This is a genomic window from Pantoea graminicola (assembly GCF_048452665.1).
Lineage (GTDB): Bacteria > Pseudomonadota > Gammaproteobacteria > Enterobacterales > Enterobacteriaceae > Pantoea.
Genome location: NZ_JBLWSJ010000005.1, coordinates 320,369 through 333,523 on the forward strand (window position 1 = coordinate 320,369; position 13,155 = coordinate 333,523).

The following is a 13,155-nucleotide window of genomic DNA, read 5'->3' on the forward strand; positions in this document are numbered from 1 at the left end:
TATTTGTTATGCACGGGCGGATCCTCAGGCTCTGGCGCGATGATTAGGGGCAACGGGGTTGCGGCTCAGCATAATCAGACCTATCAGGCCGATCACCATCGCGGCTGTAATGAGGTACTGATGCAACAGCGCGGCTGCAAAACCGATACCCGACAACAGCACTACAGTCATAATAATTAACGAAGTGCGCATGCCCCGACGGGATACGCCACGTAACAGAAGCGCCAGGAGCGCCAGCACGGCGCTGGCGATGGCGACACCCAGCGCACCGATGGTGCCGGTAACACCGGTGAGTGGTGTCAGCCATGCGTACAGCGCGACCGAGAAGCCAATCACGCCTGCCAGCAGCAGCAGTAAGCTACCCATGCGTGAAGATTGAGAGTGCAACATCGTAGGAAGTCCCCTGAGAAAATGAGTCGTTAATAAGGTCTGAGGCAGGGTTATGCCGCTCTTTTATGCACAAGGTAATGACGGAAAACCCAACGGGACGCGAAAAGCAGCGGCAAAGCGCAATAAACGTCACTCAGTATAGAAGATGATTTTCCCCTGGATCGTTCAAAGTGACAGGGAACGTTTTTTTGCGGGTGTAAAACAGTGAGAAGGCGGGTCAGGCTGTGGGTATCAACATGACGCTGCTGAAGGAAATCGGGGCTGCGATAATCTCTTCACGCGCGCTCAGCGCTTTATCGTCGTCAGCAGGCAAGCCGTACAGCGGTGCGACAGCAGAAGTTAATAATAGATTGATGCGATTTAATAACTGAGGAGGATTAGGCCGGCGAACCGGCCTCAGGCATGATCAGATGGCGCAATAAACGCGCGCTTCACGAGGCGTGTAGATGCCAAACGTCACTACGCTCAGTAAGCCATTAACAAACGTCTGCTGCACTTCAACCCGATTAACTTTTTCCTGGCCGCCGCACACCTGCGCTGCATCAATGCTCTTACGCTGACCGATACCTGAAACAAAGAACGGCTGGCTGGTGGTTTTTGTCGCCGCGCCAACCTGATTCTGTTTCATTACGAAAGTCTGCTGCGCACAGCCGGTTAAACTCAGAGCCAGTACTGCCGCAACACAAAGCTTGTTCATAAATATCCTTATCGCTTGAAATAAAAAAAATGCTGAGTGAAATCATCACTCAGCCAGCAATCAGGTTATCGGCAACAAAAGCGAAAACATGAGAAAAATTTTTAAGTACGCCTGACAGGTACGTTTTGCCGAAGAGTGCAGTAATAAAAAAAGCCGCTGCTCAGCAGGGGCTTTTTATGTTTACCGCGGCGTCTTCGCTTTCACTATAAGTATATATCTGTATGCTGCTAGCAAGGTTGCAACAGAAAACGCTGTAATTCAGCCGTGACTTCTTTTGGATTTTCCTCGGCCATATGGTGACCACTGGCTATAGCTCTTTTTGAAGAACCAGCATGATCAAACTGATCAGCTGGCTTTGACGATTGACCGACCCCCCGCAAATCAGGACATACCACGGTAAATGATTTAGCCAGCTCGGGAGCCACTTTTGACCAGGTTACATGTGTACGAGGGTGTCCATGTAATAACAGAACAGGTGGTCCGATCCCCCCAAATCGCACATTGAGTTCTGCTTCTGAAAGGCTGACTCGTGTATGTGTAAATCCTTCAAACATATGCTGACTCCCACGGTAATAGGTGGGGATAATTATAGGCCGCTGTTTAGTCCGACACTTTGCTACGTAAGGGCCGAGCATATTCACCCCTAATGGCAAAGCTGGTAATGCATCGCAAGAAGGCATTTTGGGAAAAAATTTAAAATGAATGTCCGCTTCTCGCTCATCGCTGACCTTCAACGCTTAACTATTTAACCGGCGCAAGCAGCGCACTCATCTGCGCATACTCTACTAATCGTTATTGATGCATTCTGTTCCAGGGCATTTTTAACAGTAAATTTGCCATGCCACAGATACCGCTGACGCCTGCAAAAAGTAATCCCGCGCCGGTAAAGCCAGCGAGTAAAAACAGACGGCTGTCTATGCTGTAACCCAGAACAATCCCGGTAAGAATCAGTGTGCCTGCAACAATCTGGACCTGCCTCATAATTGGCAAGGGTTGCTTCTTGTCTTCCACCACCGGGAGGCTGGCGCGCTTCCAGGCATTAATGCCACCCGCCAGTATCAACGCGGGTACCGGGCCTGCTGCGGCCATGAGCGAACGGGCATTCTGAGCCGTGCGACCGCCTGACAGACAGTGAAAGATGAGAGGCCGTCCCTCTGGATTCTCTATCGTTTTACCTGCCTGGATATCGGTCAGGGGAAAGGAACGCGCACCAGGAATGTGTTCACGCAGATATTCTGAGGTATCGCGGATATCAATGAGCAACGCCCCATGCTCAATCAGTGTTTTAGCCTTTTCGGGTGCGACAGATTCCGGACTCATCTGAACTCCTCTGGACAATAAATCGCTTTTAGCGTGGAGATAACTTTTTTCACCGCCTCATCTTTGATGAAGTAGTTCATTCTCTGCGCCACTCTTTCAGATGCAATGACGCCATCCTCTTTCATCTTCGCCAGATGCTGAGAGGTTGCCGAGGGCGAAAGGCCGGTCAGCTGACTCAGCTCACCTGATGAGGTGCCAGGCTTCTCGATAAGCACGCAGAGGATCAGCAGCCGACGGGGGTGGCTCATCGACTTAAGCAGGGTAGTTGCGCGCGAGGCGCTTTCCTGTAGCTGTAAAGGAGTGTTCATCTCTTTATTTTAGTTAAATCTAAATTTAGTAAAATCTAAAATAAACTGCATTTTCCTGCAAGCAAAAATTGAGGAAACCGGAACGTTTCCTGGCGATCACATCAGTCAACTTCCGCTCCCATTCCTGTCCCGCTCTTTACGGTCAAATACCTATCCGCAGTGCCGGCAGAAACCCTGGGGAAAAGATCCGCATTCCGCCCAAAGCAGGGCGCTGGCGCGTTTTCACGGTGCTTTCCGCTTCGGATAACGCTGACTTTTACCGACCCTGCCACCAGATTGCCAAAAAGCTGCTAAACCTTATGACAGAGATACGCGCGTAAAGATTAGGGTTATCACCATTTCCCCGATTTCACTCCCGTCAGAGACACATAAAAAAAATTACATCTTTTAGCCCCCAACAATGGGAAGCAGACAATGTCGGAAAAAATATCGCTAACAATGCAGGTCAATGGCCAGTCGCACCCGATGCAGGTCGATCCCCGGGTCACCTTACTTGATGCATTGCGTGAGCATCTCAACCTGACTGGCACCAAAAAAGGGTGCGATCAGGGGCAGTGCGGCGCCTGTACCGTACTGGTTAACGGCCAGCGGGTGCTGAGCTGTCTGACGCTGGCAGTCCAGGCCGAGGGTGCTGAAGTCACCAGTATTGAAGGGCTGGCCTCTGCGGAGGGAGAACTGCATCCGGTACAGCGCTGCTTTATGGAAAACGATGCTTTCCAGTGCGGCTACTGCACACCCGGCCAGATTATGTCCGCCGTCGCCTGCATCAAAGAGGGACATGCCGGTTCGGACGATGAGATCCGTGAATATATGAGCGGCAACCTCTGCCGCTGCGGGGCCTATCCGCATATCGTGGATGCCATCAGACAGGCTGCGGCTGAAATGGCGAAGGAGTCCGTATGAATGAATTCAGCTGGAAAACCGCCCACTCGCCTGAAGAGGCGGCCACTCTGAAGCAGCAGTCAGGCAGTCAGCTGCTGGCGGGCGGTACCACGCAGCTCGATTTGATGAAGTGCGGCGTCTTTACGCCGCCGCAGCTTATCGGCATCACCGGGTTAAGCGCGCTTAAAAGCCTGCAGTTTGATGACCAGAAGATCACCGCCGGTGCGCTGGTGACCATGAGCCAGCTGGCCGATCATCCTGACTGCCAGCAGAACGCGCCAGCTATCTACGGCAGCCTCTGGCAGGCGGCGTCACCTCAGATCCGAAATATGGCGACGCTGGGCGGCAATTTACGCCAGCGCACCCGCTGTAATTACTACCGCGATCCGGCGACGTTTTCAGCCTGTAACAAACGTCAGCCTGGTTCCGGCTGCGCCGCCCTTGATGGCGTCAACAGCAATCATGCCATTCTGGGGGCCAGCAATAGCTGCATCGCTGTCTATCCTGGGGATCTGGCCGTTGCGCTGGTGGCGTTTGACGCCACTGTCGTGTTGCAGAACGCACAGGGCGACACGCGCCGGGTGGCGATGGATGATTTCTTCCTGCTGCCGGGCGACACGCCGGACCGTGAACACGATCTGCGCGACGATGAGATCATCGTTGCTATCGAAGTGCCACAGACAGATGCACTGCGCCACTCTCACTACCTCAAGGTTCGCGATCGCAGCTCCTATGAGTTTGCGGCAGCCAGCGCGGCGGCGGGCTTCACGCTGGAGAATGGCGTGATGCGTCAGGTGCACATCGCGCTGGGCGGTGTGGCGACAAAACCCTGGCGGGCCAGGTCGGTCGAGCAGGCGCTGGAGGGCCAGCCGTTCAATGAAGAGAGGGTGTTCCAGGCCGCAGAGCTGATTACGCAGGAAACGCAGGCGCTGACACATAACGCTTACAAAGTGAAACTGGCGCCGCGTGTGATTGCACGCGCGCTGATGGCAGCAGGAGAAACCGCATGAGTGACCTGAACGACACATCACGTCAGGAGTTAACGGAGCCGGCCAGCGCCGTTCAGGGGCTGGGCGCGGCGCGCTCGCGCGGTGACGGTAAAGTTAAAGTGACCGGTGAGGCGCGCTATGCGGTCGAACATCAACCGGACAATCCGCTCTATGGCGTGGTGATCCAGTCCACCGTCGCCAGCGGCCGCATCAGCCGCATGTCCACAGATAAAGCGCAGCAGGCTGCGGGCGTGGTGGCGGTTTATACCCACCTTAATCCGCTGAAGATCATCAGGCCCACCGCTATTGCGGACGGCGGCGCGGCGCAGTCAACCTACACCCCGATCCAGGACGATAAGATTATTCACAACGGCCAGAACATCGGTCTGGTGGTGGCCGAGACCTTTGAGCAGGCCACCTGGGCCGCCTCACTGGTGGAGATTGAGTATGAAACCGACTCCGCGCTGATTTTCGCCACCGATGAGGGCGTTGAGCCGAAACCGGTATCGAAACAGGATATCGACATGGGCGATGCGCAGAAGGCCATGCAGCAGGCCGACGTGCGCCTCAGCGAACGCTATACCACGCCGCGTGAATACAACATGCCGATGGAGCCGCACGCCTGTGTAGCCTGCTGGCAGGATGGCCGCATGACCGTCTGGGAACCCAGCCAGTGGGTCGCTGGTGCGCAAGTGGAGATCGCTGAATGGATGGGCATTGATGTTGAAAGCGTACGGATTATCTCGCCCTACGTCGGCGGCGGATTTGGCTCCAAGCCAGTACCCTACACGCACGTCGCGCTGGCCAGCGTGGCGTCGCGCGCGCTGAATCGCCCGATCAAAGTCTCGCTGACCCGTCCACAGACCTTTACCGGTCTCGGCGGCCGTCCGGCCACCTCGCAGCAGCTGGAGCTGGGTGCCTCGCGTGACGGCAGGATTCAGGCGATTATCCAGCGCAGCTTCAGCGAAACCTCACTGATTGATGTCTTTGCCGAGAACTGCAGTAAGGTCACCGCCCGCATGTATGCGGTGGAGAACGTCTCCGCGCAGCATGAAGTCCGGCCAATCAACACGGTCACGCCGGGCTGGATGCGTGCGCCGGGCGAAAATCCGAGCGCCTTTGGTCTGGAGGTGGCGATGGATGAGATGGCCTATGCACTCGACATCGATCCGCTGGAACTGCGTCTGCGCAACTGGGCGGACAAAGATTATCAGCTCGACCTGCCGTGGAGTTCGCGACGCCTGAAAGAAGCCTACCAGAAAGGGGCTGAGGCCTTTGGCTGGGATCAGCGGATCATGGCACCGCGCTCAATGCGCGAAGGGCGTGAGCTGATTGGCTGGGGCATGGCCTCCGGCACCTATCCGGTCAACAAACTGCCAGCCGAGGCAAAAGTCATCCTGACGCCAGAGGGCAGGTTTATTGTTCAGTGTGCTGGCGCAGATATCGGCACCGGCACCTACACCATTCTGGCGCAGACCGCGGCCGACATCCTGAACGTGGCGTCGACCGCTATTGCGGTGGAGCTGGGGGATACCGCGCTGCCGCGTGCGGGGGTGGCAGGAGGGTCGCAGCTGGCGGGCAACGTAACCGCCGCCGTGGATGATACCGCCAGACGCATGCGCGACCAGTTGCTGAAGCTGGCCAGCGAACTGCCGCAGTCACCCCTTAAAGGCACGCCGGTTTCTGCGCTGACCTTAAAAGGCGACGGCGTGCAGGGTCAGGGCAGTGACCAGCGCCTTTCGTTTGTGCAACTGGCCTCCCTGGCACCGGTGGAGAGCCTGACGGTCAAAGGCGGCACCTTCCCGGAGGAGATGTCGCAGGAAGAACGCGACAAAATGGTGCGTAATCTGAACGACATGAGTCGCCCGGAGAAATTTTCTGCCCACAGCTGGAGCGCGCACTTTGTGGAAGTGCGGGTCGATGAAGATTTCGGCACTATCCGGGTAAAACGGATGGTGGCGGCGCTGGACAGCGGCCGTCTCTACAACCCTAAACTGGCGCGCAGCCAGTGGATAGGCGGCATGATCATGGGCGTCGGCCAGGCTTTAATGGAAGAGGGCATTGTCGATCCGCGCAATGGCCGGGTGATCAACAACAATCTGGCGGATTACCTGGTGCCGGTGAACGGGGACATCCCGGAGATCATCACGATTAACGTCGGCGAGCCGGACTTCGAGGCGACCACGATGGGCGGCAAACCGGTGGGTGAGCTGGGGATTGTGGGCGTGGCAGCCGCAATCAGTAATGCGGTGTTCCATGCGACCGGTAAGCGGGTGCGCGATCTGCCGATTACCCTCGACAAGCTTATCTGATCGGATGGCTGACCCGCAATGACGGATCAGCCTCAAAGGATGCGGGCGCTGACCGGAGTCTGCGCCCGTTTTTTACGCCAGCCGGAGCAAAACAGTGAAGATAGCGTTAATTGTGCTGGCCGCTGGTCTGAGCCGCCGCTTTCAGCAGCAGGCGGGCGGGCATAAGCTGCTGACCGACCTGGACGGCAAACCGGTGCTGCAACGGACCCTGGAGCAGGCCGCCGCAAGCGGGCTGGACCTCTTTGTGGTGGCACGTCCCGACGCATCGGCAATACATGCGCTCTGCAACCGGGCCAGGCTGGTCGTGTGCGACAGCGGCGGGTTGGGTGAATCCATCGCCGCAGGCGTACGAGCCAGCCGTCACTATGATGGCTGGCTGATTGCGCTGGGGGATATGCCGTTTGTGACGCCGGAAAGTTACCGCGCCGTTGGCCGTGCGCTGGCGGAGGCGTTGATAGTCAGGCCGTGGATTGAAGGCAGGCCGGGTCATCCGGTGGGCTTTCAGCGCCACTGCTATCCGACGCTGAGCACCTTACAGGGCGACGCCGGACCGCAGGCGATGGTCAGTGCCGCCGCCGTACGATTGCCCCTTCAGGATCGTGGCTGTCTGTATGACATCGATCTGCCCGCCGATCTGCACTTAATCAAGGAATTTTCATGATAACGCTGGATCAACGTGTCATTAATGCGGCACTCAGCAGTTGTCAGGCAGGCCAGACAGTCTGGCTCTGCACGGTGCTGCGCACCTATGGCTCATCGCCGCGTGCGCCCGGCACCCTGATGACGGTCAACGAGAGCGGGGAGTATTGCGGTTCGCTGTCGGGCGGCTGCATTGAAGAGGATTTTCTGGCGCAGCTGGCGGCGGGGGCCTATCGCGCCACCAGTCAGCGGGTACGCTATGGCGAAGGCGGGATCCGCCCGGACGTGCGGCTGCCGTGCGGCGGCAGCCTGGAGATTGTGATTGAGTGCCTGCCGCCTGACGACACCACGCTGGCGCTGCTCACGGCGATGCAGGCCGCGCTGCGAGGCGACCAGCCTGTGGTCAGAATTATCCGCCCCGGCGAGCGCGCGCAGTGGGAAGCGATCGCAACCGACAGGCGACTGCCCGCGCTGGATGCCAGCGAGGAGCAGCTGCTTCTGCCAGTTGGTGCGATCCCGGAACTGCTGATAGCGGGCTACTCCAGTGTGGCGCATGAGTGTATCCGGCTCGGGCAGATGCTGGGCTTTCATGTCCGGGTCTGTGAACACCGGCCGGAGAAGCTGGCGGAGCTGGAGACGCATTTCAGCGGGGCGGATAACGTGACGCTGGTTTCACAGCATCCGGCGCGCTGGCTGGAGCTGAACGGGGCGCACGCCGCGGTGGCGATTGTGGCGCTGACGCACGATCCGCGCATTGACGATCTGACGATGATGGAAGCGATTGCCACCCCCGCCTTTTACATCGGCATTATGGGTTCGGCGAAAAACAGCGAGAAACGGCGGGCGCGGCTGCAACATATTGCCGGTATGGAGAGCCGCGACCTGGACCGCATCCATGCGCCCATCGGTCTGCCTATCGGCAGCAAAACCCCGGCGGAGATTGCGCTGTCGGTCATGGCCGATATTGTCCGGGTGAAAAATGCGGCTCCGTCAGCCGCCTGATGCGGTTGGGGAGGAGGGCGGCAGCCGGTAGAGATAGCTGCCCGTTAACGGAACCGGCAGGAATTCACGGAACATCTGCCGCAGGGTCTGCTCAGGATCGACGTCAGGGAAAAGCTGCGGGTAGAGCGTGGTGGCAAAGAACTCCGTCGCCACGACGTGCCAGGGGCTCAGATAGAAGTTATGCCAGAGGGCTGCGGCGTGACCGTTTTTCAGTGCCGTCAGCTGCTTCAGCGCGTTCTGCTGACCCGTCAGCGTCAGCAGGCTTTCACGGGTCTGCGCCGGGGTGACGGCCGGGCCGAGCTTCAGCGCGCCCGTTTCACCGATGCTGCCGGTGCCGGTTGCGAAGTAGAAGTCCGGCTGCGCGGCAATCACGCTCTCCTCGCTTAGTCGGCCAAATACCCCTTTAACCTGCTGGCTGGCGATATTCTCGCCACCGGCAAAGCGCAGCAGCTCGCCCAGACTGCCGTTCACTGAGGTCACGCAGCATTCGCTGCGCCGCCCCAGATGCAGCTGCAGCAGCACGGTGGGTTTAGGGCCGTGATAGTGCGCCAGCCGGTCGCCGATGCGCTGCATATGCGTGCGATAAAACCGGTTAAAGTCAGCGGCCCGCTGGGGCTGGTTGAGCATCTCACCCAGCAGCGTCATGCTGCGCTCGGTATTTTTCAGCAGCGCCACCCGCAGATCGATCTTCACCACCGGAATGCGGGCGGCGCTCAGCATCTTCTCCAGCAGGAGACTGTTTTCGCTGCCGCGCGCCAGCTGCGGCAGGATCACCAGATCGGGTTTCAGTGCAATCACCTTTTCCGGGTTCATATCGTTGACCCCGTCCAGACCCAGCGCCGGGATCTGGCTGATTTCGGGAAACTGGCGGGCAAAAATAGCCCAGGTCTGGGGATCATACTTTTTCAGATCCAGCGGCCAGCCCGCAATGTGCTGCAGCGGATTGCCCGGCGTCAGCAGCGCAACGCTATAGAGCATCCGGCTCTCACCCAGCACAATGCGTTGCGGATGATCGGGGATCGTGACCTGGCGACCGGTGATGTCGGTCAGCGTGCGGGCGTTCACGCCTGAGGCGGTCGCCATCAGGCTGAACAGCAGCAGCGCACGACGCAGTAATTTAAAATTCAACACGGGCCTGTACCATCAGGTTGCGGGTTTCACCTTCACGGACGCGCAGATTGCCGCCGCTTGAACTGTAGTAGTGCTGGTTGAACAGGTTGTTGATGTTCAGACGCAGCTGGGTCTTTTCGCCGAACAGGCGGTTATTCCACGCCACGAAGCTGTCTGCGACAACGTAGTCAGGCAGGGTAAAGCTGTTATCCGGGTCGCCCGCCCGCGTGCCGACATAGCGTGCACCGCCCCCCAGCCGCAGCGAGCCTGGCACGCCGCTGATCTGCAGCTCATGGCTCAGGTAGAGCGCACCGGCATGACGCGGCGCATTCTGCAGGCGATTGCCGTTGTTGTCCGGGTTCACCCTGTCGCTGACGATCTCTGCCTGATCGTAGCTGTAGTTCGCGCTCAGATCCCAGCCGGGGGCGATCTCGCCATTCAGCTCCACTTCGGCTCCGGTGGAACGGGCCTTGTCGATGGGCCGCGTGCTGCCATTGATATTCAGCGACATCGCTTTCTCATCGATCCGGTAGAGCGCCAGGGTGGCGAACAGTTTCGGTGAGAGCTGCCATTTGCTGCCCACTTCCCAGCTGGTGCCCTGTTCCGGCTTGCCGACGTTGCCCTCATCATCCACATCGGTTGATGGCGTAAACGACTTGCTGACACTGGTATAGAACGACAGGTCAGGGGTAAATTTGTAGATCAGTCCGGCCTGCGGCAGAAACTTGTTGCCCTCATCGTTCAGGGTCTCCACCTGCGGATTAAAACCGCGCGAGGCGCGCTGCTCATAGTGCTGGTAACGGCCGCCCAGCACCAGGATCCAGTCAGATGAGAGCGAAATGCTGTCTTTGGCATAGAGCGAACGGCTATGAATACGGTTCAAATTATTGGCGGCGGTGCTGTTTTCCGTGCTGGCGTCCGTAATGGGGGAGAGCTGATCATACGCCGGAGAGAAGTAATTAAACTGGCGATTTACCCTGCCCTGATACTGATGGGCACGATAAGTCTGGTTCATCTCATAATCGGTGCCCACCACCAGCGCGTGTGACATCCCCAGCAGCTCCGGGTTACCCAGCAGATCCCAGCTCACATATTTCGTTTTGTGGTTAAACCCGCGATTGGCATCGGCGCGGCGCGTCACCGCGCCGCTGCTGGCATTCACCGCCGTCACCCGCACCTCATTGTTGTCATAACGACGCTGGTTCCAGCCCAGCGTCAGGCGGGTGCGCCACTCGTCATTAAACTGCCACTCATAATTGGCATTCAGGGTCCTGTTGTGGCCCCAGGCGTGATTGGCTTTGTCATCCAGGCGCGATGTGTAACCGAGATCGATGGGTTTGCCGTCGATAAAAGCCGTGCCGCGGTCGTAAGGAATATCGTAGCGGTAGTCGGCGTAGCTGATCAGGAAGCTCGCCTGCTCGCCATACCACTGCAGAGAAGGAGCGACCAGGGTGTGATCGTCGCTGCCGAAATTACGCCAGTAATCCTGATTCTGTTTTTCGGCGATCAGCCGGAAAGCGAAACCGTTGCCCAGCGGCCCGGTGACATCCAGGGAGCCTGCGCCGCCGCCCTCGCTGGCGTAACGTCCGGCAACGCTGGCGTGCCAGCTGTACTGCGGCTTTTTGCTGACCACATTAATGACACCACCCGGATTCTGAATGCCATACAGCAGAGAGGAGGAGCCTTTCAGCACCTCAACCCGTTCGGTGGTGGCATCGAAATTCAGCCCCTGACTGCTGCGGATACCATCGCGGTAGATCGAACCATCCGCATTGCTGCCGAATCCGCGCCGCACAAAGCCATCTTCTGTTCCGGCCAGAGTATTGGCCTCGGCGACGCCGCTGACAAAGCGCATCGCATCCGCCAGCGAGCTGGCCTGATAATCCTCCAGCTGCTGCTGCGTCACCACGCTGACCGACTGCGCCTCATCGAGCCGCGCCGTCGGCATTTTACTGGCGACGCTGCTCTCGCTGGCGCTGTAACGGCCATCTTCACCGGCATTCGCGGTCACTGTCATATCGGCTGAACTGTCGGTAGCGGCATGGACCTGCGGCAGAGTAAGGCTGCTGAGGATCGCCAGAGCAAGGGCGGAGTAGCGAGCCGGACAACGGATATCTGAACTGTTTTTCATTTTTCTTTTCGTTTCTGAAGCGATTAATGCGCTGCAACACGGGCAATCTGCGATGCAGGGCGATCCTGGAGGTTGCTGCAACGGGCAGCCACGTAATCAGAGAGAGGCCGCGTCCGGGAAATCCTGGCCGGACGACAATTCTTCTCATCTGTAATTGAGAATCATTCAATCATTAGCTAATGTAGTAGTAAATAAAATTTGCGAGAAATTTGCTACATTTCAGCGTGTCCGGCTAGTGCGTAAATTCTGCTGGGGACAGCGTTTAACTTGCTGAAAGTAAGTCTTTTTAGTGAGGTAATTACACTGGGTGGCACACTAAATCCCTGTAATCCGCAGGTGAAAGCGAAAAGGCAACGACGCATTTACTACATTTTTGACCTTAAAACCGGCAGCGGGCAGAGCATGAAACAGAACAGAGCGGTAAAAAGCAGGGTGGATGTACTGGCTGAGCGTCTGCGTGCGCGCGAGAAACAGCTCTCGCCGCGCCTGCTGGCAGTGGCCCGCTATCTCGATCAGCAGCGTGAGACGGTGCTGGAAAGCACCGCCATGGAGATCGCACAGGCGAACCACACCTCTGATGCCACGGTGATCCGCGCCATACAGGCGCTGGGTTTTAGCGGGCTGCGGGATCTCAAACAGACGCTGAAAGCCTGGTTTGGTCCGTCGCTGACCTCCGAAGATAAGATGATCACCACCGTCAGCGAGGTGACCAGTGACGTGAACAGTGCCATTGACTTTGTGCTGCAGGGCCACCGGCACGCCTGCGAGATCCTGTCGCAGCCGCAGAACCGGGGCGCGGTCGCCGATGCGGTCGCCCTGCTGAGCGAAGCGCGCCAGGTCGCGATCTTCGGCATTAACGCGTCGGGCATTCTGGCCGACTACAGCGTGCGGCTGCTTAACCGGATTGGTCTGCCCGCCTTTTCCCTGAACCGTGCCGGCATTGCTCTGGCAGAGCAGATGCTGGCGTTACAGCGTGGCGACGTGCTGGTGATGATGGCGCAGCAGTCGGCACACCGGGAAGGAACGACCGTGGTACGCGAAGCAAAGCGGCTGGATATCCCGATTGTTCTGCTGACCAACGCCACCGACTCCTTTTTTGCCCGCGAGGCGAACGTGGTTATCACCGTGCCGCGCGGCGGCGAGAAGGGACGCATTCCGCTGCACGGCACGATTATGGTCTGTCTGGAGATGCTTATCCTGTCGGTGGCCTCAACGCTGCCTCAGCGCACGGTTAAGACGATGAAACGCTTGCAGGATCTCTATCGCGGCCTGAAACCCGCCGGCAAAAAGTAATGGCGCAACCCCGGCCTGTGCAGCACGCGGGGGCGGATTAACGCAAATTTTTCCGCTTTGCGAGCGCGATCGCGCCTTTTGA

At 58.1% G+C, this 13,155-nt stretch carries 13 protein-coding genes; 6 read left to right on the plus strand and 7 right to left on the minus strand.

The features are described from left to right. Positions 1 to 24: 24 nt before the first annotated feature. The 5 genes from ACNY69_RS14380 to ACNY69_RS14400 all read right to left on the minus strand — a co-directional run bounded on the left by ACNY69_RS14380 (position 25) and on the right by ACNY69_RS14400 (position 2,715). The gene (locus ACNY69_RS14380; protein ID WP_111140989.1) at positions 25 to 390 is read right to left on the minus strand and encodes a hypothetical protein; all 366 of its coding nucleotides are present in this window, start codon (positions 388 to 390) and stop codon (positions 25 to 27) included. A 406-nt stretch (positions 391 to 796) separates the two neighbouring features. Then, positions 797 to 1,087 (minus strand): Bor family protein, encoded by a 291-nt coding sequence (locus tag ACNY69_RS14385; RefSeq protein WP_111140987.1) that lies wholly within the window; start codon positions 1,085 to 1,087, stop codon positions 797 to 799. Between the two features lie 227 nt (positions 1,088 to 1,314). Continuing rightward, positions 1,315 to 1,641, minus strand: a complete 327-nt coding sequence (locus ACNY69_RS14390) for an alpha/beta fold hydrolase (protein ID WP_418798931.1) — start codon at positions 1,639 to 1,641, stop codon at positions 1,315 to 1,317. 238 nt (positions 1,642 to 1,879) lie between these two features. Beyond that, a complete protein-coding gene (locus ACNY69_RS14395) occupies positions 1,880 to 2,407 on the minus strand; it encodes a rhodanese family protein (RefSeq protein WP_418798933.1) in 528 nt (175 codons plus the stop codon). Continuing rightward, positions 2,404 to 2,715 (minus strand): ArsR/SmtB family transcription factor, encoded by a 312-nt coding sequence (locus tag ACNY69_RS14400; protein ID WP_293772624.1) that lies wholly within the window; start codon positions 2,713 to 2,715, stop codon positions 2,404 to 2,406. The genes ACNY69_RS14395 and ACNY69_RS14400 overlap by 4 nt, the downstream gene beginning before the upstream one ends. 414 nt (positions 2,716 to 3,129) lie before the next feature. Here ACNY69_RS14400 and ACNY69_RS14405 point away from each other — a divergent pair, with 414 nt between their 5' ends. The 5 genes from ACNY69_RS14405 to ACNY69_RS14425 all read left to right on the plus strand — a co-directional run bounded on the left by ACNY69_RS14405 (position 3,130) and on the right by ACNY69_RS14425 (position 8,539). Continuing rightward, entirely contained in the window at positions 3,130 to 3,618 is a 489-nt protein-coding gene (locus tag ACNY69_RS14405; RefSeq protein ID WP_418798936.1) for a (2Fe-2S)-binding protein, read from the plus strand. Beyond that, the gene (locus ACNY69_RS14410; protein WP_418798938.1) at positions 3,615 to 4,607 is read left to right on the plus strand and encodes an FAD binding domain-containing protein; all 993 of its coding nucleotides are present in this window, start codon (positions 3,615 to 3,617) and stop codon (positions 4,605 to 4,607) included. The genes ACNY69_RS14405 and ACNY69_RS14410 overlap by 4 nt, the downstream gene beginning before the upstream one ends. Then, positions 4,604 to 6,898, plus strand: coding sequence for a xanthine dehydrogenase family protein molybdopterin-binding subunit (locus ACNY69_RS14415; protein ID WP_418798940.1), 2,295 nt, complete (start codon positions 4,604 to 4,606; stop codon positions 6,896 to 6,898). Before ACNY69_RS14410 ends, ACNY69_RS14415 begins: the two co-directional genes overlap by 4 nt. Positions 6,899 to 6,992: 94 nt before the next feature. Next, complete coding sequence (locus ACNY69_RS14420; RefSeq protein WP_418798942.1) at positions 6,993 to 7,559, plus strand: nucleotidyltransferase family protein; 567 nt, start codon at positions 6,993 to 6,995, stop codon at positions 7,557 to 7,559. Continuing rightward, a complete protein-coding gene (locus ACNY69_RS14425; protein ID WP_111140980.1) occupies positions 7,556 to 8,539 on the plus strand; it encodes an XdhC family protein in 984 nt (327 codons plus the stop codon). The genes ACNY69_RS14420 and ACNY69_RS14425 overlap by 4 nt, the downstream gene beginning before the upstream one ends. On the opposite strand, the gene ACNY69_RS14430 is transcribed toward ACNY69_RS14425, so the two are convergent. Both ACNY69_RS14430 and ACNY69_RS14435 read right to left on the minus strand, forming a co-directional pair. Further along, positions 8,528 to 9,622: an ABC transporter substrate-binding protein gene (locus ACNY69_RS14430; protein ID WP_418799007.1), complete on the minus strand. Its 1,095-nt coding sequence runs from the start codon at positions 9,620 to 9,622 to the stop codon at positions 8,528 to 8,530. The two genes, ACNY69_RS14425 and ACNY69_RS14430, sit on opposite strands and share 12 nt — an antisense overlap. Before the next feature lie 34 nt (positions 9,623 to 9,656). Then, positions 9,657 to 11,780: a TonB-dependent siderophore receptor gene (locus tag ACNY69_RS14435; RefSeq protein ID WP_418798944.1), complete on the minus strand. Its 2,124-nt coding sequence runs from the start codon at positions 11,778 to 11,780 to the stop codon at positions 9,657 to 9,659. 402 nt (positions 11,781 to 12,182) lie between these two features. On the opposite strand from ACNY69_RS14435, the gene ACNY69_RS14440 reads away from it, so the two are divergent. Then, positions 12,183 to 13,073, plus strand: a complete 891-nt coding sequence (locus ACNY69_RS14440; protein ID WP_418798948.1) for a MurR/RpiR family transcriptional regulator — start codon at positions 12,183 to 12,185, stop codon at positions 13,071 to 13,073. The last annotated feature ends 82 nt before the right edge of the window (positions 13,074 to 13,155 follow it).